This is a genomic window from Ruminococcus sp. 1001713B170207_170306_F1 (assembly GCF_015668065.1).
GTDB classification, from domain to species: Bacteria; Bacillota; Clostridia; order Lachnospirales; family Lachnospiraceae; genus Blautia_A; species Blautia_A faecis.
Window position 1 is genome coordinate 40,851 of sequence record NZ_JADPEX010000001.1, and the last position, 22,719, is coordinate 63,569.

The window sequence follows — 22,719 nt, forward strand, 5'->3', positions numbered from 1 at the left end:
AAGGTTTTCACCAGGTGTTTCCTGTTCAAACTTAAAGATACCGTCTGTCAGTTCCAGATCCGTTAGTTTCATACCGTCACCGGCACGTGTCAGTTCATAGGTTCCGGTGGTGGTAACATTACCTTTTTCATAATCACGGCTGTTGGCTTTACAGCTTACGTGGACACCAATCTGTGTTCTTACTGGAAGGTCAAATTCTACAGGAAGATAAATGTTGGTTTCAGAAGGTGTAAATACAACTGTATAGTTTGCCTTCTCAGTTCCGTTATCTTCTCCGGCTGGTTTTGCTTCTGGAGTTTTCCAGCTGAACGTACCTTCTATTATTTCTCCCTTCCAGATTGCCTTTCCGCCTGTAATTGTACAGTCACTTAAAGTCTTGCCATAACCCAGCAGTGCTGTCGTCGGAACTTCCTCGATTTTTGGAGTGACCATTCCAATAGAGGCTGTTGTCTCAGCTGTTTCATCCAGAAGCACATACAGGTTATCCGTGTTCTGGTCGTCCCGGATTTTATAACCGCTGAAGGTAACTTTTAGGTTTTCACCAGGTGTTTCCTGTTCAAACTTAAAGATACCGTCTGTCAGTTCCAGATCCGTTAGTTTCATACCGTCACCGGCACGTGTCAGTTCATAGGTTCCGGTGGTGGTAACATTACCTTTTTCATAATCTCGGCTGTCAGCTTTACAGCTTACGCGGACACCGATCTGTGTTTTCACTGGTAATTCAAATTCTACAGGGGTATAAAGCTTTGCGCTGTCACCATCCGGTATAAATGTCGCTTTGTATTTTGCGGTTCCGTTATCTTCTCCTGCAGGCACAAGCTCCGGTTCATTCCAGCGGAAGCTTCCGGTCACCTTGTTTTCTTTGTAGGTCACTTCGCCTCCCGTAAACGGACTGAGCGCCAGTTTTTCCTGATATTTCAGGTTTCCAGCCAGTGGCAGTACCGAAACCTCAGGTTTCATTTTTCCCAGTACAAAACTGCCCTTGGCAGTACCTTCCCATTCTTTTCCAGCCAGATCTTTATAAAGGATATCTGCCTGGTAAGTATAGATATACTGGTTTTCTGTCTCTTCTACTTTGTCAGAGAGCACCACATGGAAAGAAATCCGGTTCCCATACAGCTGATACACATTTTCCTTTTCCAGGATTTCTGTCAGTCTTCCAGTGATTTCTGCCTGAAGCTTTTTGGGGGTATTTTCCAGTGGAAGATACTTTTCCAGGGAGTCCGTATAATGATTGGATAAAACTCCTGTTATGGATTCCAGTATCTGCTCCGGTGAAACTAATGGTTCCCACTGTGCATAAAGTGTACTGTCTTCTTTTAACTTACGGTCAAATTCATACGGTTCCCCGCTTCCATCTGCTGTCAGATACCAGCCTTTAAATACGTAACCAGGCACAGACGGATCCTCTGGTGCTGTTACATCCTGCTTTTCTGTGGAGTAAATGGTCTTATAAACCCCGTAATCGTCTAAATTATAATCAAATGTGATCTTATGGCGTTTATAGGCCCGAAGAACCAGCGTGATATTTCTCTGTGGCATGGTAAAGGTGATTTTATTCTCACCAGTAACGCTGTATTTAAAGTTATCATATGTACTGACGACTTCCAGGTCACTGTAATCCGGGTCCAGCACAGTCCTTATTTCCACTTTCGTTCCGGAACGGATCTCCTCAGAACGGATCAGCACATTTCTAAAAAATGATTTCCGATATGCCTTAAAAGTCCTGATTCCGTCTCCAGCCTGTATGACAAGCTGTACCTGACGGAGATCAAGTTTCAGGTAGACGTCTTTCTGGCTCTCCCTGCCGGTTATGGACAGGCTGGTCTTCTGATCCGGTTCGTTATTTACGGACATCATCACCGCCTGCTGTTCCCCGTTAAAATCCCGTTTGTTTATGGTGAGGTCATAGCTGCCGTTCTTCTGCTTCTTAAATTCCTTCACGGTACCGTCCGCAGCAGTTACCCACAGCTTATAAGTGGTATCTGCTTCTTTCCCGTTCAGGCTTATGTGATAATTTACCTGGCTGCTTTCACCCGGGAATCTGTGCACATAAAGATAATAAGTTGTTTCATAATTTTGGTCATCCGCAAAAACTTTATATCTTAAGGTTCCATTTTGCGCATCCAGTGAACAGTCCTTCACGGAACCAATTCCGGATTGTAGGGAACCGCTTCCATTTATCCACTTACATTCCATACCTGCCAGTTCCGGATAAGCATCTTTTGCTTTCTGGATGATCTGGTTTAAATTCAGGCTGACGGTTTTCCACTCTGCTGTTTTCTGGCCTGTACTTAGATAACTGGTAAAAGTGTTCTGATAAACCAGGGCATTGTCCCAGCCGGCAGGATCCAGTCCCCATTCGTCTGCGCACCAGTCCCTGAGCACGACTTTTATCGTGTGGTTTGTGGTTGCAACATAAATTTTTTTACTAAGATGGAACCTGCTGACCTGCTTTTTCACGATAGCAGATTTGCTGTTGTTGGTATAAGTTACAACAAGGTCCAGTTCTGCCTTTTTACAGTTATATTTTGCCGCTAGGCCCTGATCCAGATAAATAAATCCGGGGCTGGTGTTGTTCTTTCCGTTTCCTACATAAAAGAGTTTTGCCAGGGGATCTTTGTCCGATACTGCTTTCCCATCAACTTTCAGATTCTGGATCTGAAGGGAAATACCTGCATCCTTCTGGGTCGCCAGAACGAAGCTTTCTTTGCATGTGCCTTTCGCCATATCCCAGTTTTTCATCGGAATGGAAGAAAAACCGAAGGAATCTTTTTGGTCTGCATTTTTGGACACAACCTTCCACATGTCAGCCAACGTGGTCTGGTTCATATAGGAAAAACCGCTGGAATAGCTTTTCGACCACAACGGCCATCTGCCGCTGTATACGGTCCAGCTCTTTTTCTTGGTCTTAAAGATAAGCTTGACTTTCAGCTGAAGCTTGACAACCACATCAATACCGACCTCAAATTTCAATGCGCCCAGCTCTGTGCTTGCACCGCTTACCAGATTCGCGGTGTTATAATAGAAGCCAGACAATTCTGCGTAAGCGTAGACGCTGCCTTCTATGCTGGTGGAGATGAAGCCGCAGAAGGTAATGGAAATCGTAACACGGATTCCCACCCTTGCCCCTACTTTACCAATCAGGTAAACACTGCTGGTCACGCTGCTTTCCAGCTTCTGTGTATAGGAGCTTCCTTCAAACTTCAGGAACTTATACTCAAATCCAATGCGTTCTCCGCTTTTTACCTCAATTTCCACGCCAAAGGTTGCCAGCACACCGACCTGGCCCACAAGGTCAATATCCACACCCAAGGTAATGATTCCGTAGAAAGAGAACCGCAGCTTCAAAAGAACGACGTTGAAAATATCATTGTAGACCAGGGAGGAATTTACAATGGAACCAACTGTCTTCATTAGTTCGGAAACATTTTTGTCATACTGGCTGTAGTCGTTGGAATCCTTTAACCCTTCTGGTTTTACGATCTCGGAAAGTGTTTTCTTCGCATCATTGAACAGCTTTACAGAGCCGCCGGAGGATGCGGTAACCGTAAGGGAAATCTTGGATGTGGAACGCAAAGTTACGGACATATCGATCCAGAATTTTCCACCTTTTACATTAGTCTGTACGGACAGGCTCTGGGTAAAGGACAGCTTAGGTGAAATGGTAAGAATCGTCTTCGAACCGTTCTTAATGGCTGCACTTGCCGAGATGCTGATCGTCGCAGTTACATTGCTGCCGGATGCAGAGATCTTTACGGATGGTTTGCCCGGCTTCAGGGTGGCATTCATTCCTGCCAGGGAATAAACTCCTTCCCCGTATTTTTCATTGATCATCTTCTGGGTTTCCTCAGAAGTCATAACCGCCATCAGCATCTGGGCTTTTAATTCCTCGTTTTCCTCTACCTGGCTGACGATTTTGGATTCCACTACCTGGAGTTCTTCTTCGGACAGCTGGCTCTCCAGATCTACATCATCTGTAGTGTTTACATCAAAATCTGCCAGGTAATCCTGTGGATTGGCATATCCGAACCAGATCCTTGTCTGATCCCCTTCGCTCTGGACATCCACAACCTGAGCAAAAAGCACATATCCGTCAAAAGAGCCTTCGGTATAGGAATCCATGCTCTTTTCATCCCGGCCGATTTCGCCGTCATAAAAGGCTACGATTTCCCCGGGCTCATAGTTAAGCGTCCCATTTACAAGAAGTTCCCCAGGCTCATATGCCGGAGTTTCGGTTTCCGGTACATCCTCTTCTGTTTCAATTTCCGGTTTTTCTTCGGAAGGAAGTTCTTCATTTTCTTCTGTTGTTGTGGAAGGCTCATCCGCTTCCTGCCGGGAAAGAATTTCCTTTTCTTCCTCCTGAAGGAGTTCAGTTGTTTCTTTTTCTGTTTGTCCTGCTGTTTCTTCTGAATTTTCTTTCTCAACAGCAGGGGTGTAGGATATTACCTGGTCCCAGAGAATATAATCGATATCTTCTGAAAAACCAACAATCTCCACCTTCTCTTTATAAACAGAAACTGTAACTGAGCGAACATCTTTGGAATAATCTGCAAAATTAATTTCTTTAGGAAGCCTTACTGTAAATGTGGCTCCCGGCTCAAATCCTTTTTTTCCATCTTTTTCGTAATATTCACCGAAAATGGAGAAACCGTTCGGTGTCTTTTTTACAGACAGGATCGGATCCAGATCACCGGCTCCCGGCTCTAAGGAGACAGCGGACAGAACCTCGTCTTCTGTCATTTTGGTATCTGTAATCAGCGGGATCTCTCCCTGCCAGTCGAAATCATTTAACTCCGCACAGCTTCCATCCTTTTCCTGGCTTATGGCTTCATTGGAAGTAAAAAGCGCATACAGAGTCATATCTTCCTGAATCGGCTCTGTATATGCAAATAATTCGGTACACGCTTCATCACGGCACCATCCGCCGAAGGTATAGCCCTCCTTATTTGTAGAAATTCTGGATACTGGTTTGGAAAGAAGTGTTTCCCCTTTTGCAAAGGTAAGAGGTGCTGCTGGTGTACCATCAAATGTTTCAAAGGTAACGGTCACAGCTTCAGCAGCATCTGTAAAACCTGCATATAAGGTCAGAGGTCCGTTCACACAGTCAAACTGGGAATACGCTTCTGTACAGGCCACATCCTGATACCAGGTGGTAAATATGTATCCTTCTTTTTCTGGCGTGATCCCGGTAACATCCACCGGAGTTCCGGGAACTGTCTGACGGACAGCCACTTCACTGCCATCAGCTACAAATGTAACGGAGTAAGTTTCCAGTTTCAGAGAGCTTGCTGCACCACTTGGAAGGGTTTCACTGCTTCCGTCTGGTTTTTCCAGTTCCAGTGCTTTTCCGGACTGGTTTGTTACTTTACAGGTGGCGTAAACCGCCAGGGAACTTACCGGTTCTTTTACTTCCACATCTCCGATGGTTCCGCTTCCTTCCAGTGTTACTGCCTGGCCGCCGTTTAATTCCAGTTTGGAAATATTCGTTTCAGAATCAATCTGCAGGGAAGACTCTTCTGTCTTTTCCCCGGCTATCAACAGCTGGTCTGCTTTCACACCAGTGAAGCTGATCGCAGTACCCTGGCTGATGTCCAGTGCTTTCGCAGTAACATTAGATAGCTGGATCTTTGTTGTATTGCGGATTGTGATGGTTCCTACTGTGATGCCGGAAAGATAAACCGACCCACATGCAACCAAAATGGATTTAGAATCATCCGACACCCGTAGTTCATCGGCCTGTTCCTGGGATGTGATCACGTAATCGTAACCATCTGTATCAATTCCATCCAGAAACCTGCTATCCACGGTCGTTTCTGCTTGATCCGAAAATCCCTGATTTTCAGTTCCTGCAAGCACAGTACTTCCCATTGTGGTTGTCAGCATAACTACCACCAGAAAGAGTGCAATTGTTTTTCTGAAATACTTCATACATTTCCTCCTCCCTTTTGGCAATGCTTTTGCCTTTTCTTGTAATTACAATGATATTTCAACTATTGATTATAGTCAATTATATATTATTTGGCACCTTTAAGCAACTGTTATTTGACAATTTATGGCAAATTTCCAATAGAAAAAGGAATGTTCACTCTGAACAATCCCTTTTTATAAAACTTTATTCGTTTTTCACACGATACAAAGGATGATTCTTTTTATTATCAGAAACAGCACCCCTACTGCTATTGCATATGTTTCTCTACCCGTTTTTTCTCCAATCTGTCACTGATTCCTACAGCAAAGTAAAGTGGCTCCCCAATATATTCCAAACAATCCGAAGCTCAATAGAACATCTCCGATGATGTCTGTACACCAGTGTACACCATATAATAATCTTCCACATATCATAAACAAGGAAAAAAGAACAGAAAAAATATTAGTTTCTTTTCGTAACCAGTAATTCGAACTCCTATGATTTGCCTGATACATAAGCGAAAGCATGACACTTACCTGATTGATCTTAATCTGCATTTGCCAGTTTACTACTCGGTAAATCTTAAAAAGTTTTATGATGTCATGAAATTCTGTATTCTCTTCCCCTTTGTATTCTTTCGATATTACTCCTGCTCGTCCTCTTGACATTTTTCTGCCTCATCCTTTCGTAATTTCATCTTTTGTTGAAACGCCTTCTCCATTTCGTCGTCCACCATACTAGCTCTGATAAGGCAGCAATACATAAGCGTAATCACCACTGCCACCAGAACGAAGAACATAAGCCAAAATATCCACATTCTTTTATCCCTCCGTTTTCATAATATGGAGTGGTTCTTTACTCTCCTACTTATAAATAATAAATATTTTCGACGAAAAGTGTAAAAATTTGAAAATAAATTGCGATTTTTTTAAGATTTTCTCGATTTATAAAAGAAATGGAATCGAAATGTGATTACCACTTTAGATTTGCAGGGTTTGATGATATAAAATGATTTCTGTATCGATATAGGGAAATAGTTGAATTTCTATAATAAAATTGCCATCCGATCAGATATTTATCCAACCAGATGGCGACAACTTCTTCATTTATGCTGTCAGCAAGTCCGCATTTTTAATAATTTCTTCAATTTGTTTTTCTTCCATTCCCGCTACATCAGCGATCTGAGCAATCATATAGCCCTTGCTGTGCATTTTTACAATCATTTCTTTTTTGCCCATCTCAATTCCAGTTTCTTTAATTTTCTGACTTAAATTACACATAACACTCACATCCTCTCTGAAGTCTTCTCACAATGGAATATCATATTCGTTTCCGATGATATTGCATTTTATCTGCCAGCCCTTATATAAAACAATGGAATCCATAATTTTGTTTTTATTTTCTTACCATCCACACTATAAGCCGTCACGTCACAAGTTTCAAATTTTTCTTGATTGCAATGGTATTGTAGAGAATCTGCCTCTTGTTCCATAAGTGTATATGTGAAACTTTCAGAGGGCATAAGAACCTTGGCATTTTCTACTATGTGACAATCTACAAGCAATTTGTTTTTATAGCACAATTCAAAGCTCTCTAGTATAAATGGATTTTTACCTGTATTATAAATTTCAATTCCATGTTCTGATAAACTTGTTTTAGTACGGTATTCTTTATCTATCAGTTCCGTTTCGGGTGTAGAAACCATTTGAAAAGTAAGCTTTGGTCTTTCACGAAAAAACATCGTAATCTCATTCAAAATCTAGCCAACAATTACGCCTGCCAGAGTCGCTACTAATTCACGCATTTATAATCTCCTTTTGTTCAAGGAAAAGCTGTTCTCCTTTTATCTGGGAATGGATAAAAAGCCATCCAAATGAACATCCATTTGAATGGCTTTTCCTTCACGCTACATTATGCTGGTAGCAATTCCTCATTTTTAATAATTTCTTCAATCCGTTTTTCTTCCATTCCCGCTACATCGGCGATCTGAGCGATTGTATAACCCTTGCTGTGCATTTTTACAATCATTTCTTTTTTACCAATCTCAATTCCAGTTTCTTTAATTTTCTGACTTAAATTACACATAACACTCACATCCTCTCTGAAGTCTTCTTCCATTGGAATATCATATTCGTTTCCGATGATATTCAATTTTTCATTTACAGACAGATTCTGGGATAACAATGCTCCAAGTAATCTATGTAACTCGTATTTTTCTTCATGTTCAGGAAGCTCTTCTGCCAGTCCGATCATGACAATATTAATCAGATCCAACTTTCCCTTCCAGGCATGCGAATTGACAAGACTATCCTTTACCAGATGAATATACTCCAAACTATTTTCCGGCATGTTCATACACACCCAGATGGAATAAACACGTTTGATATCATTATAATTTGAATTTGAAAAATCTTTTTCTTTCTGTGAAGAAATCATGCGACTCACATAAAAGATAGCTCGGTTTAAAATCTCATATTTCTCAGGCTCATCCTTTTGTGCTTCCACGTTCACAATAATCTGTGATAATCCATCTCTCATCCGTACATAAAAGATAATATCAAACCTTATAGTTCCTTCATGAATCTCCTGGTTTTCAGAATTAAAACCTACGACTCGCTGACTATCTTTTTCAACAACAGTATTCGTAAGCCCAGGTTCAACCGGAACAGTATTAATAAATGGCTCTCCTTCAATGTAAGATATTACATCTTTTGGATTCATTCCCATGAATTCATCTACTGTTTTTACCAGTATATGTGCCAGAATGCTTTTCTGACCAAGCAGTCTTTTCGCTCTCTCATCATACTGTGCATCTTTATCAGTTATGAGAATTGCATTCTTCGTTTCTGTATTCACTGGCATTACTCCTTTTCGGGTATATTCAAAAATCCTTTTCCGAATATAGTTATATTATACTCTAATTCGGCATTTGTAACAACTGCTAATTTATATACGTGATCTTGTATTATCACAGCCCAAATGAAACAGACCGAACCCTGCATAATCAATTATACTTGGTTCGGTCTTACTTTATAATAAAGCATATTGTACTTGAGATATGATCTATTAAAAAATTTTTTTCTGGTTGTTTTACTGCACAGCTTACTGCACGGTTTTTGCAATAATCCCATGCCATGAACCGCCATTTAATGCTACTCATAAAAATCTCCTAGCACCTTCGAAAAGCCTTAAAAGATCGCATTTAACGGACATTTTAATAGCGAAACAAATCACCATTCCCATATGGGTGACATCTTAATAGTATCTGCGGAAGCCCTTGTTTTATGCGGGTTTGTGGCATCTTCCAAACTGTTTTGACCACTTTTTGACCACCTTTTAGTATTTTTTTATTATCAGTGTTATTTTCCATAATTTTCCTTTGTTATTTTTTTCTGGTATAGCCGGAACTTTTTCCTCTTCATATTTCTCGGAGAATTTATTAAATTCATCTGAAATATACTCCTGTTCCAAGTGTGTATAATATTCCGTCATGTTAACATGTGCGTGACCTACAATCTTGCGAACGGTAAATGGTGACATACCAGATTGATTCATTCTCGTGACAAAAGTATGCCGAAACTTATGTGGATGTACACTAAACAAATGTGGTTCCCGATTCGGCGTAGCAATCTGCTTCTTTGAGTATGTTTCCTCCAGGCGGTTCTTACTATCATCATAAAATACCGTCGTCTCATTTAAAGTTTTACAGACACGAATACGATGCTTTTCAAAATCAATATCAGACCACAAAAGTGCTGAAATTTCTCCTATGACAGCCTTACAGATCCAATAAAGTCGGTTGCTCTTTCAAAGCCGTCTACATATCCTCGGACTGTATTCGTCTTAATGCGTCCAATTTTATAAAGTTTCATCCATTCATCAAACCATTCCGAAACTTTATATTTTTTTGCTTTATCGCTGTAACCCATAATATATTTTCCAGGCCAGATTTTAAGTACATCAGCATATTAACACGTTCAAAAAAAATATTCAAGTCTCCTGTTCCTCCAGCCACTGCTCAATTTTTTTCTATGTGTAAGACTTGATTTGCAAAGTGCTGTTCATAGCGCGTACAATTTTTTTGTGTTTGCTATTATAGTAGGGAGACAGTACAAAACTGTACTGCCTCCCATAAATTTTAAATAATACGTTTCAAAGCTGTTACTTCACGGTAACCTTGCACTTCACGGATTTCTTTCCTGATTTCACTGTAATGGTGGCAGTTCCTTTCTTCTTTGCAGCAATTACCCACTTTGCGGATACGGTTGCTACTTTTTTGTTGCTGCTCTTGTAGGTGATTTTTTCGGTACTTGTTAACGGAAGAATCACAGGTTTTAAGGTGGCTTTCTTTTTCACCTTCAAAACAAGCTTTTTCGGGATGCCTGTAATTTTCTGCGTCCGAACGGTCGTTTTCTGGACACGGACAGGTATTTTTTTGGTGAGGCCACTGTTTAGTGTAATTGTGAGCGTGGTTTTTCCACTTTTTGTACCTGCTTTTAACTTACAGGTTCCATTTGGATTTCCGGTTACCGTGACGATTTTTGTGTTCCCCGATTTCCAGGATTTTACGAAATCGCCAGGCGCCAAACCAGTTACTTTCAGGGCACTGCTACGTTGTCTGGTTTTTAAAACAAGGCTGGACATATTTACCTTCATAGTTGGCTTTGATGATGGTGCTTGTGGTGATGGAGCCTTGGATGGCGTTGGGATTGTAGTTGGTTTTGGCGCAGTGGTCGGTTTTGGCACAGCAGTTGGCTTTGGTGTATCAGTTGGAGCTGGCGTTGCTGTGGGCGATGGCGTAATGGTCGGCGTCAATTTGTCGCGTGTAATGATAAATGATTGGGGCTGAGACCATTCACCGTAGCTGGTTTCTACATAATGGTTATATGCTCTCATGCGTACATAATACGTACAGTCTGGTTCGGCCTCAAACCAGTAAGTGAAATCTTGAGTATTATCAAGTTTTCGGTATACAGATGTATCTGCCCACTGCGAAAAATATGATGAGCTACTAATCTCCATCTCATACCCAGATACATCAGGGCATTTTTTCCAGAAAATTTTTACAGCATCAGTTTCAGAATATTTTCCTAGTTCTATGGAAAAAGATGGGATAACATCTGGTGTTTTGTCAAGTGCAATAAATTCAGCACCTATTTTTTTTGCGTCATAATCCAGTCCCCAGCCATTGTAACCATAAATAGTTTTTAAGTTTACACATCCTTCAACTGCGGAAGGATCAATAAACGGTCATTCATCCCGTGCTGCATTTTGTTCATCATATAAAAAGGTTATGGATTCCAGATTTGAACAACCGACAAATGCTTCATTTTCCAATGCATAAAAGGTGTGTGGAAGTATAATTTCACGCAAACTCAAACAGTTATAAAACGCTTTTTTTCGTATTTCAAATAAATAACCATCCAGGCTAATATTTTTTAGACTGGTGCAGCCACTGAACACTTCTTCATCAATCCAACCAAGATTCTCAGGTAAAGTTATCTCAGTTAGGTTAATACAATCTTTAAAAGCTCTACCCCAAATATATCCATCGGATATATGAGCAGTTTTTAAATTTGTGCAACTATTAAATGCATCAGCTCCAATATCTCCTACAATATTGATACTTTCCAAGCTGCTACAATACCGGAATGCTGCTTCCCCTATTCTGCAGGGTTGGGTATTAGTAAAGTGAATATTTTTTAAACTTGTGCATTCTTTAAATGCTTCCATTCCGAGCTCAATAAGCTCTTTGGGTAAAGTTATTTCTGACAAACTAACACATCCAGAAAATGCATTGTTTCCAATATCTGAAGTATTATCAGAAAACGTTACTGATGTCAGACTGATACAATTCTCAAATGCATAATTTGGAATTTTGCTTAATTCAGGATCAGCTTCAAAGATAACTGTTTTTAAAGCGGTACAACTGCAAAAAACACCTTTCCCAAGGACTATAGAATGGGGAATTGTTATTTCATCTAAGCTGACACATTCCTCAAATGCTGAATCCCCAATTTCTTTTACATTTCCAGGAATATTGATTGCTTTAAGTACGCTGCATCCTTTAAATGCATTCTCACCAATAGAACTTAATGTATCTGGCAAAAGAATTTCTTTTAAATTCTTACAATTTTCGAAAGTGCTCGTACCAATATGATTTAAATTAGATGGCATTGTTACTTTCTGTAATGAATAGCAATTTTTAAAAACGTCATATGCAATTGTTTGCAAATTGGATGGAAGTGTTACTTCCTGCAATGAAGTACATTCTGCAAAACACCCGGTTCCGATTTTAGTAATACTTTCGGGAAGGAATACGCTCTTCAAATATGGCAGATTATAGCAAAGTGAACCACCAATACCTGTAACTCCTTCATTTACTATAAGTTTCTTAATTTCTGTTCCATGATATTCAATTACAGATCCATCTTTTTTTAACACACCCTGCCCATAAGCCACCACAGTTCCATCTTCAAACAATGCTGTAGAAACAGAAGAATTTCCTGACTATCTGTCTATTTCTGTCAGTGCGCAAAACAAAATTAATATTTACCCGACAAACGCTTTTTTATTTGGCACATATTGTTGTAATATTCATATTTCAGACGAATCATTGTGCCGGATCTTTCAGGATTTCGTTCAGTCACTGCCAGGAAGTCCTATGGTATATTCAAAGGAGGACTGTTTAAAGCTACTGGATCAGCTTACTTTGCCATTTTAATTTACGCCGGCAATGAGCCATATTCCGGGCAAAATTATTGTTTTTTCGCCTTTTTTCATATATAATAAATACATTATCGCTGCGAATCACTGCAAAATATGAATGTATCAGTACACTGATTCACAGCTTCCAGATTTATTAGAAATGGAGTGTTCGGATATGGAACTAAAAAACAGAACTTTATCAAATTTTGCAGAACTGGTACGCACTGGTGAATGTAAAAAATTCAGAGGGCGTTTGAAGGTAGGCGTGGATCTTGGTACTGCGAACACGGTTCTTGCAGTTGTAGATAGTACGAATCGTCCTATTGCCGGTGTCTCTGCACCCTCCCATGCAATCCGTGACGGTGTTATTGTGAATTATTACGAATCTGTTCAGCTGGTTACAAAATTAAAAGAAGAACTGGAAGAAAAGCTGGGCACGGAGCTTCTCTATGCCGCTGCTGCCATTCCTCCGGGAGTTTCAGAAGGCAGTGTGAAGAGCATTGGATATGTATTGGAAGGTGCCGGTTTCGAAGTAACCAACATTGTTGACGAACCTACTGCGGCCGCTGCTGTATTAAAGATTACCGACGGTGCAGTTGTAGATGTGGGCGGCGGCACAACCGGCATCAGCATCCTCAAGGATGGCAAGGTAATCTATACGGATGACGAGGCAACTGGGGGCAGCCATATGACGATGACAGTTGCCGGTCATTACCGGATTCCCTACGAAGAGGCAGAGGTTCTGAAGACCACTCCGGAAAAAGAGAAGGAAATTTTTCCGGTTATTAAGGCAACGGTTGAAAAAATGGCATCCATTACCGAGAAATTTCTAAAAGGCTATGAGATACCTGCAGTTTATGTGGTAGGCGGCTCTGCAAGCTTTCAGGAATTTACCAGCGTGTTTGAGAAGAAGCTGAACCTTCCAGTTTACCGGCCGGTTCATCCCCTTTTGGTCACACCGCTTGGAATCGCTTATAACTGCCAGCTTCCACAAAAAGCTCGCTGATTCTAATAACAAAAAGCTCTATCGTATTTTGATCTGTCCAAAAGTTAGATTTTTGGTGCTTCAAAATACGATAGAGCTTTTATGTTGCAAATAAGTGAATTTCAGTTTTCTAGTATGGCTCACGCCCTGCCAGGCATTCACTTTTCAGGAGACGTTTGACAATAATCTTCTCCGGATGGGCAAGGATGGCGGCATCAAACAGATCTGTTTCTGCAGAACAGGGAAAACCATGCTTCTGTCTTTATTTGCTACCCAGGCAGTTTTTTGAAGTAACTGGTTCTTGACACATGATATCCCTTGCATTATAATACGTTTAACAATTAGGTTAAATGTTAAATAAAGGGGTGTGATGAATTTTTGGGTATACAGGATACATTAAAAGCACTGGCAGATCCAATACGACGTGAGATTTTGAACTTATTGAAGAATGGGCGGCTTTCAGCCGGAGAAATATGCGCACATTTTTCAGTAACGGGAGCATCCATATCAAGACATCTGGCAATATTGAAGGAAGCTGATTTGATCCGAAACCAAAGAGAAGGAAAGTTTATTTATTATGAATTAAACACTTCCGTATTGGAAGATGTCATGCTGTGGATCACAAATTTGAAAGGAGCATCAGACGATGAAGGAAATGATAAAAAAATATAGAGGTTCATTAATCAGCTCTATACTGGTAATTTTTGTAGGAGTCCTGGTCGGTTTTACGAGTACACACGGTAAATGGATAAATGTATTTTTTTTAGTAACGCACTGTATATTTGTAGCAATCATATTTTATGATAACAGAAGCCGACAACAGAGCCCTAAAGTTATAGGAATGGCTATATGGATGATACCTGTTATTACATTGCTCTATAATGGCATTGCCAGATTGGTAAATACCGGGGCAGATATGGAGAACCTGTTTATGGCATTCATGTATTATGGAACAGGCTTACTGTTCATGGTTATAGGAAATTATCTGCCAAAGGTAAAACAGAACAATACGATAGGGATCCGGGTTATATGGACATTGCAGGATGAAGAAAACTGGAATGCAACTCATAGATTCAGTGGGAAGCTATGGATGGCATTAGGTATTCTGTGTATGCTTTGTGGTCTTTTTGAGGAAACTATGGCTGCTCTTGTTTTGTATATCGTAAGCATTATGGCAGCTGCAATCATCAGCATTCTCTATTCTTATCTCTTTTATAAGAAAAAGATAGCGACCGGAGATAAATTAAAAATTCAGTATAACAAAAAAACAATTGGAGTATCCGGAATCATAGCAATTTTAACCATTATATTCGTTATATGGACATTGTTTTGGGGAAGTATTGAGATTCGTTTCGAGGATACAGATTTTACTATTGAGGCACAAGGCTGGAGTGATTATACAGTAGACTATACGCAGATTGACAGTATCTCATATGAAGAAAATTCATCTCAGAGCTGGAATGATTATAGAACCAATGGTTTAGGAAATCTTAAATATGCTATGGGAAATTTTAGAAATGATGTCTATGGAGATTATATCCGGTATACCCATTCATCCTGTCATTCATATGTAGTCATGAGTATAAATGGAAAAATATTGGTCGTAAATGGTGCAAATGATTCAGCGACAAAGGAAATCTATCATACTATTAGCGAAAAGATGTCAAATGAATTAGAATAACATCAGTTACAAAAAAGCTTGACCACAACAATTCTGCAAATAGAAAAGAAACTGTCGGATAATTCCAGGCAGTTTCCTTTTTTACGTTACTACTATTATCCCTCTGATCCTCATTACAGCCATTGTTCCTTTGACCTGCTATAACAAAATGGCACAAAAAGCATTGATTTTATAGACCAATTAGTCTATTCTAAAATAACTACAACAAAAATATTCTTGGAGGGGTATATGACGAAAGCTCTGACTAATTATGATAAAATAAAAATTTCTACAGCACATGTTTTCCTGCAATATAATCAGGCTACAATGATACATAAATATTCATTAGATTACAATTCTGACTGGTTATATATTACTTTTATTAACCGTACCTATCGTATTAATCGAAAAACGGGAAGTGTTCAGTGGTCAGATAATGATTTTGAAATAATTCATGAAGCCAATCACAATGAAGCAATGACTATTTATGATGTTTTATGTTATTCAAAGGATAGATGCCATCTGTCACATGAATTTATAAACATAAACAGCCTTTCCTCTGTCCGAACAGGAAATCTCTCAACGAGCAGCGGATTTTTTCAGAATACCGCTGACTTTTTTAACGGAAAAACCGTTGAATTGCGTAATGCCTGTATAGCACTTTCCGGAAAGGAACTGGAAAAAGGAGATGTTGCTTTTAAATTAAATCTTTTTCCTTTTTTGCCGATTATCATTCGTTTCTGGGAAGCTGATGATGAGTTCCCGGCAAGTCTTCAAATTCTTGCAGACAGGAATACTTTAGATTACATGCATTATGAAACGCTTATGTTTGCACTTACACATCTGTTTTCCAGACTGAACGAGGAAATGCGAAATGAAAAAAGGTGAAGAATCCAGACAACTCCTGATTGAGTGTGCGGCTGAATTATTATGGAAAAATGGATATTCTGCTACTGGAATCAGCGAAATTCTCAAACAAACAGACCTTCCAGTAAGAAAAAATATGATTGAAATGTACCTGGAATACCGGTCATATCATGGCATCTGAAAGGAACTTATGTAAGTTCTGAAAAAATATTTTTGGGGAGGGAATCCTCCCCATTCTTATATCGTGGTACTTTCAAAGATTAAATTGTTAAAGCGCTCTTTAAAGAAAAAAGTCCTATGCAATTTTCCAGAGTGGCACTCCATTAGTATAACATGCAATTAATATTTTTCCTGCTGCCTTATTACTTCTGATAATATTGACAGCAGCTTATCAGCCTGGACTGGCTTTGCTATATGTTCATTCATTCCGGCTGCAATAGCCTCCCGCTTATCTTCCTCAAATGCATTTGCTGTCATTGCAATGATTGGTATACACGCCTTGTCCTTATCTGGTAAATTTCTGATTTCCTGTGTTGCCTTATAACCGTCCATTTTAGGCATCTGGATATCCATGAGGATCACATCATATGTTCCAACCGGCATTTGCATTATCCTGTTTACACACTGGATACCATCCTCCACACGTTCTGTTTTAAGACCTGCACGCTCAAGTATTGCTTCTGCAATCTCTGCATTCAGATCATTGTCCTCTGCCAAAAGGATATTCCTTCCCTCAAGTATTTCACTGCAGGATTCTGGATTTTCAGCATGTTTTTTTACATAATAGCTTTCATCCGCTATCCTGTGTTTCAGTGTTACAGTAAAAGTGCTGCCCTTTCCAAGCTCACTCTCCACATCGATTGTTCCACCGAGCAGATCAACATATTTCTTTACGATTGACATTCCAAGTCCGCTTCCTGTGATTTTGCTCTTCGTGGTGTTTCGTTCACGAGTGAATGCTTCGAAAATTTTTGACAGATAATCCTGGCTCATACCAATTCCGGTATCGCTCACCCTGGTCCTTACAATCATGTACCCAGGCTCCTCGCAGGGTAATTCATCTATATCTACCATAACAGAACCACCGGCTGGAGTATATTTTATGGCATTACTCAGGATGTTGACAAATATTTCTTTTACCTTGGTAGTATCTGTCAGTATATTTTCATGTTCTACATTTATTGTGTAATGAAGAGCAAGATTCTTTTTCTTTGCTTCATCCTCAAATATTTCAAACAGAGTCTGCCGGATATCCTCAATCCGTCCATAGTTCTCATCAATTTCCATCCTTCCGCTCTCAATCCGAGCCATATCAAGTACATTATTTATGATTGACAGAAGAAGGTTTCCTGACTGCTGAAGTTTTTTTAAATGTTCTGAAGTTTCAGGCAAATCCTTTCCTTTCAGTTCATTCTCCATAAGCTGTGCATAGCCCAGAATTGCATTCATAGGAGTACGGATGTCATGTGACATATTGTTAAGGAAACGAGTCTTTGCCAGATTAGCTTCTTCTGCTTTTTTCAGAGCGATTTCCAACTTGTCATTAAGCTTTTGTGTATCATTTGCAGCAAGCTTTGCGACAGCTTCTGCTTTCCTTGCCTTCCGTAAAAGTACGAGGATAATACTAATGATAGTGAGTACAAAAAATCCTGCCGTAGCAAAAAAAGCAAGCATATTGTCTTTTACAAAATCCAAAAATGTTACCTTATCTGCTGTACTGTCATAAATAGCAAGTGCACTTGTAAGCATGTCAGACGGCATAGCCTTTAAGGTTTTATTCAATATTGATAAGAGGGTTCCCTCTCCACTTCTAACTGCAAAGCATGCCTCCATTGTTTTTGTAAGTGGAATACTCTTGAAATTTTGACTGTTATCATATATTAGTGCCTGACTTGCGCCCATGAGGAAACAGTCTGCTTTTTCATGAATGACCATATCTGCTGCATCGTCAAGCGAATCACAATCTATAAGCTTCCATTGGGGATAACTGAATGCAATATGCTGTTTTAAGGCATATTTTTCCCTGGGCACAGCTACAGTATACACCTTATTCTCATCAAATTTTTCCTCATCTGTTACCGCCATCAGGCTGTAGGTCCAGGCTGTGTTTGTAAGTGTATATCCGTTTTTTTCTGCAAAATATGGATTCCTGCCAGCATAAAAAATCATGTCAATCTCTCGTTCTTGTAAAGCCTGAAGCATTTCATCATATTCATCATATTCCTGTATATTAAATTCCAGTATCTGATTTCCCAGACAGTCTTTGGCATAAGAGAAATATTCTGCCAGCATACCGGTAAGTTTTCCAGTCTCTTCGTCCAGGGAAAATACTGCCGCATCATTACTCAGAAATCCGATCCGGATCCCATCATGTTCTTCCAACCAGGACTTTTCTCCGCCTGTAAGACTTTGACAATAATCAAGCGTAAAATACTTTTTATACAGATCCGCCTTGAAAAAAGGACTATCCTGATCCAGCTGACGCATAGCCCAGTCCAACTCTGTCTTGATATCGCTGCGCTCTTTATTTATTACAAAATATATGCCGGATTTACCAATCGTGGTAACGGATGATATTCCCTGTTCAGACCAGATGGATTCCTCCAGAGATACAAAACAATCGATTTCATGATTCGCTAATTTCTTTTCGACATCATCATCACTATTCACATTTACATGTTTTGTATGTATGCCATTCTTATTTTCCCATTCTGTCAGCATGATTTCAGGCTCAGTCCCCATGAGCACACCTACACGTTTCCCATCCATAGACTTGAAATCAGACGTCCCAATATCCGTATCCGATAAATCAGCATAAAGGATATATTTTTCCTCACCCATGGGTTCATCCGGGAAAAGCATCTTCTGTGCACGTTCATCGGTGTAAGAAATATCGCCCATGATATCAATCTCACCATTTTCAAGCTTATCAAAACAGTTGGACCAGTCACATTTCACATACTCAAATTTCCATCCGGTATAACCTGCCAGAGCCTGCATGAGCTCGTAGCCATAACCTCGTCTGACACCGTTTTTATCGACATAATTAAAGGTATCCTCAAATGAGCCGACACGGATGGTCTGTGGCTGTTTTTCATCATTATTCGTTTCAGCAGCCTGGCAGTGTACCGATAACATCATCCACATTCCCAGGACCACAAATATACATGCAAATAGTACGGCTGATTTTTTTCTACTTTTATCCATATTTTTTATTTCCTTCATCCGTTTGTGTTTTATGATGTTCCAAACACCAGGTCAAAAACAGCAAGTATTGTTTTTATATCAATCGGTTTTGCAATATGTGCATTCATCCCTGTTGCTGTGTACTGCTGCTGTGTAATTTCCATCATCTCTGCAATGCCCCGGGTGATAAAAACGCTGCCAAACAGGCAGCGCATCTCATTTCATGCAACTGGCTGCCATTTTACAGGCCCTGTAGCTTTGCGTCGCAGACTTTCATCTGTTTTGCCGATTTCCATATTAGAGCATTTAAAATTATACAAAAAAACTGATTTTATTATACTCCCTTGCTCCACTTTACACAAGAAAAACCTCACCGCTTTAACGCTTAAAAATAATTTGAAAACCTGCTAAAAAGTTGTTAACCGAACTTCTTAGCAGGTTTTTATTACTAATCTGTCAGATTATTTTGTAATGTACTGATCAATTCCTCTATAACGATTGGCTTGGATAAGAATCCATTCATACCGCATTCCAACGCTTTCTTTCTGTCCTCGTCAAAAGCATTGGCCGTCATGGCAAGGATGGTGATTCCTGCCAGTGCCGGATCCCTAAGGGCACGGATCTGCTTCGTGGCCTCATATCCGTTCATTACCGGCATCTGCACATCCATCAGCACCAAATCATAACCGCCCGGTTTCGACCTCTTGACCTTCTCTACTGCCTCTGCCCCATTTTCTGCAGTATCCACCAGGAAGCCATATTCATTAAGGATCTCCACCGCAATTTCACTGTTCAGCTCATTGTCTTCCACAAGCAGTATACATCTGCCTCTGAAATCTGAGCATGCCGCCGGAAGAACAGGCTTCTCCTGCTCAGCCTGATTCTGGCCAATGGCAGTCATCAGGGTATCTCTGATATCGGACATAAACAGAGGTTTCGCACAGAATGCAGTTACTCCTGCAGCCCTGGCTTCCACTTCGATGTCTGACCAGTCATAAGCAGTCAGAATAATGATCGGTGTATCGTCACCAAGACTGCGGATCTGTCTGGTGACCTCAATACCATTCATATCCGGCAGTCGCCAGTCGATGATATAAGCATGGAAGGCATCCCCAAGCTCCATAGACTGTCGTGCACGCAGAACAGCCTCCTTACCGGAAAGTGTCCATTCCGAACGCATTCCAACCCTCACAAGTATTTTTGTCACGCTGTCACAGGTATTAAAATCGTCATCTACAACCAGAGCCTTAAGACCTTCCAGCTCTATGATCTTCTCTATACGTTGGTGCTCAGGCTGAGTCCGGAATGGCAGTCGGACGATAAATTCGGTACCTTTCCCCTGCTCTGTCCGGACCTCAATGGTGCCGCCCATCATATCCACAATATTCTTGGTGATGGCCATACCAAGTCCTGTACCCTGAGTCCTGCTTACAGTGGAAGTCCGCTCCCTCTCAAAAGGAGAAAAGATCTTCTGTACAAATTCCTGACTCATACCGATTCCGTTATCCTTCACCCGGATCTCGTACAGTTCACTGCCTCTTTGGAGACCCGGATACTGTTTCAGCCGGACAGAAACGGTTCCGCCAGCAGGAGTAAACTTGATCGCATTGGACAAAAGATTCAGCAGCACCTGATTCAGTCGTGTCTTATCACAATAGACATCCTCATTTGTCACATCCATGGCATCCATATAAAGCTCCAGCTGTTTCGCATGGATCTGCCCGCTGATGATCGTCTTCAGATCATGAAGCACATCCGACAGACTGACCTCCGTTTCTTCCAGATGGATCTTTCCGCTCTCAATCCGGCTCATATCCAGGATATCATTGATCAGGGAAAGCAGATGGTTACTGGAGGAAAGGATCTTTCCCAGATAATCCCGAACCTTGTTTTTATCATCAATATTGCTTACAGCCAGTGTGGTAAAGCCGATGATCGCATTCATTGGTGTCCGGATATCGTGAGACATGTTGGAAAGGAAGGTACTCTTGGCCCTGTTTGCTGTCTCCGCCGCACGGACTGCCTCAGAAAGTGCCTGGTTCATTTTCCAGTCCGAGGTACGGTCCGACAGAACCAGGATGTATTTCTTTTTTCCATTTACCTCACTACCCATTGCAATATTATGGAACCAGCGTTTTTCCCCTGTTTTCTGATGAACATATTCAAAATCCCATTCTCGCTGTTCATGAACCTTGATTTCTTCCAGATAATTTTTCTCCGGATCTTCATGTTCCGCCGGATGCAATTTTCCCAGAACACGAATATCTCTACGAATCTGTTCTACCGTAATACCCAGCAGATTTTCCGCATTTGGGCTGACGTAATCTGCCTGATATGTTTTTGCATCCAGCATCAGAAAGACATCATCCACGTTCATTGAAAGCTTTTGAAACAGCTCATCCCGGTACCGGATCTCCGTATCCTTTCTTCTGAGATTTGTCCTGCTTTTTTGAATAATAAGACTGATAAGAAAAGCAGCAATACAGAACACGACCGCACCAACAAGAAGCATTGTACTGCTCTGCAGGCTGTTCATACTGGCATTGACAATATCTGCCTGTACAAGTCCCAGAAATACCCAGTCCTGAATATCTGATTTTTCATAGACCAGATAATAGTTCCTTCCATCCAGATTTACCAGCATCGCACCAGTATGTCCTGCTTTAAACTTCTCCGAAAGCTCATTGACCTCTTTTTCAGACATATCAGAATGCTCTCTCAGAACACCGAAGAAATTATATACATTCCCCCATAACTCAGAAGAATGATCGATCACAACACGGCCATCCGGATGAACAATAAAACTCTGTGCATTTCCATTGAAAGCAGAAATATCCAGTACATCTACGATATTAGAGTTTTCATAAGCAATGGCGATGGCATCATATTCAAATCCCTGATAGTTTCCATGAGCCTTGGGAGTGGCAAAAACAAGCAACTGGGATTTTCCCGGAACTGCTGCATTTGATATCACATCATTTCCCTGCCGGATGTCCTCTTCAATATTTTCCTGTAATCCAAGGTACCCGGTTTCCCCTGTCACCATCTTATAGTTCCCGTCGGCTGACAGAAAAAAGAAATCCAAAAATCCGGCATCTTCCTGCGCATTCTTTATATAATTACGGATTTCATCTTCGCTTGAGGTATTCTGCAGATTCTCACCCCAAATATGGAGATAAGTCAGGTTCTTATCTGTCAATTCCCTTAACATATTATCAGACTGATGAAAAACCTCCGTCAGATGGGAAACACTTTCCTCATAAATAGTTTTCGACACAAAGTCAAAATATCGGAAAACCATCAGAACAATTCCCAGTAAAACAGCTGTAAAGACAGCGATCCGGAATCGTTTTCTCCTAACAGTCTTTTCTCTGCCTTTGTTATGCTTCTTAATATCCATTC

16 protein-coding genes and 1 riboswitch are annotated in these 22,719 nt (G+C 40.5%); of the genes, 5 read left to right on the forward strand and 11 right to left on the reverse strand.

Going from position 1 to position 22,719, the window contains the following annotated elements; all coding sequences use genetic code 11:
- The 9 genes from I4V84_RS00230 to I4V84_RS00270 form a co-directional block, all read right to left on the reverse strand.
- Nucleotides 1-5,931, reverse strand: a 5,931-nt coding sequence (locus tag I4V84_RS00230) for an InlB B-repeat-containing protein (RefSeq protein WP_195991001.1), incomplete at its 3' end; no start/stop codon positions are given.
- 623 nt (nucleotides 5,932-6,554) lie between these two features.
- A complete protein-coding gene (locus tag I4V84_RS00235) occupies nucleotides 6,555-6,728 on the reverse strand; it encodes a hypothetical protein (RefSeq protein WP_195991002.1) in 174 nt (57 codons plus the stop codon).
- A 289-nt stretch (nucleotides 6,729-7,017) separates the two neighbouring features.
- Nucleotides 7,018-7,191, reverse strand: a complete 174-nt coding sequence (locus I4V84_RS00240; protein ID WP_195991003.1) for a hypothetical protein — start codon at nucleotides 7,189-7,191, stop codon at nucleotides 7,018-7,020.
- A gap of 68 nt (nucleotides 7,192-7,259) precedes the next feature.
- Nucleotides 7,260-7,667 carry a hypothetical protein gene (locus I4V84_RS00245; protein WP_207748599.1) on the reverse strand — a complete coding sequence of 136 codons (408 nt, stop codon included), beginning with the start codon at nucleotides 7,665-7,667 and terminating at the stop codon, nucleotides 7,260-7,262.
- Between the two features lie 155 nt (nucleotides 7,668-7,822).
- Nucleotides 7,823-8,773 carry a PD-(D/E)XK nuclease family transposase gene (locus I4V84_RS00250; RefSeq protein ID WP_207748600.1) on the reverse strand — a complete coding sequence of 317 codons (951 nt, stop codon included), beginning with the start codon at nucleotides 8,771-8,773 and terminating at the stop codon, nucleotides 7,823-7,825.
- Between the two features lie 474 nt (nucleotides 8,774-9,247).
- The gene (locus I4V84_RS00255) at nucleotides 9,248-9,661 is read right to left on the reverse strand and encodes a tyrosine-type recombinase/integrase (protein ID WP_195991006.1); all 414 of its coding nucleotides are present in this window, start codon (nucleotides 9,659-9,661) and stop codon (nucleotides 9,248-9,250) included.
- A gap of 17 nt (nucleotides 9,662-9,678) precedes the next feature.
- A complete protein-coding gene (locus tag I4V84_RS00260; RefSeq protein WP_195991007.1) occupies nucleotides 9,679-9,840 on the reverse strand; it encodes a hypothetical protein in 162 nt (53 codons plus the stop codon).
- A gap of 232 nt (nucleotides 9,841-10,072) precedes the next feature.
- On the reverse strand, nucleotides 10,073-10,807 hold the full coding sequence (locus I4V84_RS00265; protein WP_207748601.1) for an Ig-like domain-containing protein: 735 nt from the start codon (nucleotides 10,805-10,807) through the stop codon (nucleotides 10,073-10,075).
- 354 nt (nucleotides 10,808-11,161) lie between these two features.
- Nucleotides 11,162-12,394 (reverse strand): leucine-rich repeat domain-containing protein, encoded by a 1,233-nt coding sequence (locus I4V84_RS00270; RefSeq protein WP_207748602.1) that lies wholly within the window; start codon nucleotides 12,392-12,394, stop codon nucleotides 11,162-11,164.
- A 400-nt stretch (nucleotides 12,395-12,794) separates the two neighbouring features.
- Here I4V84_RS00270 and eutJ point away from each other — a divergent pair, with 400 nt between their 5' ends.
- From eutJ to I4V84_RS00295, 5 genes are all read left to right on the forward strand, one after another.
- Nucleotides 12,795-13,625, forward strand: coding sequence for an ethanolamine utilization protein EutJ (gene eutJ / locus I4V84_RS00275; protein ID WP_118584025.1), 831 nt, complete (start codon nucleotides 12,795-12,797; stop codon nucleotides 13,623-13,625).
- A gap of 357 nt (nucleotides 13,626-13,982) precedes the next feature.
- Complete coding sequence (locus tag I4V84_RS00280; RefSeq protein WP_187564839.1) at nucleotides 13,983-14,276, forward strand: autorepressor SdpR family transcription factor; 294 nt, start codon at nucleotides 13,983-13,985, stop codon at nucleotides 14,274-14,276.
- A gap of 169 nt (nucleotides 14,277-14,445) precedes the next feature.
- Nucleotides 14,446-15,285 (forward strand): SdpI family protein, encoded by an 840-nt coding sequence (locus tag I4V84_RS00285; RefSeq protein WP_243283986.1) that lies wholly within the window; start codon nucleotides 14,446-14,448, stop codon nucleotides 15,283-15,285.
- A gap of 228 nt (nucleotides 15,286-15,513) precedes the next feature.
- Nucleotides 15,514-16,152, forward strand: coding sequence for a DUF3786 domain-containing protein (locus I4V84_RS00290; RefSeq protein ID WP_148462054.1), 639 nt, complete (start codon nucleotides 15,514-15,516; stop codon nucleotides 16,150-16,152).
- Nucleotides 16,139-16,312 carry a hypothetical protein gene (locus I4V84_RS00295; RefSeq protein WP_173717288.1) on the forward strand — a complete coding sequence of 58 codons (174 nt, stop codon included), beginning with the start codon at nucleotides 16,139-16,141 and terminating at the stop codon, nucleotides 16,310-16,312. Before I4V84_RS00290 ends, I4V84_RS00295 begins: the two co-directional genes overlap by 14 nt.
- A gap of 158 nt (nucleotides 16,313-16,470) precedes the next feature.
- Here I4V84_RS00295 and I4V84_RS00300 read toward each other — a convergent pair whose 3' ends face one another.
- On the reverse strand, nucleotides 16,471-19,338 hold the full coding sequence (locus tag I4V84_RS00300) for a transporter substrate-binding domain-containing protein (protein WP_195991011.1): 2,868 nt from the start codon (nucleotides 19,336-19,338) through the stop codon (nucleotides 16,471-16,473).
- A 200-nt stretch (nucleotides 19,339-19,538) separates the two neighbouring features.
- Nucleotides 19,539-19,614: riboswitch (cyclic di-GMP riboswitch) on the reverse strand.
- 151 nt (nucleotides 19,615-19,765) lie between these two features.
- A complete protein-coding gene (locus I4V84_RS00305; RefSeq protein WP_173717290.1) occupies nucleotides 19,766-22,717 on the reverse strand; it encodes a response regulator in 2,952 nt (983 codons plus the stop codon).
- Nucleotides 22,718-22,719 lie beyond the last annotated feature (2 nt).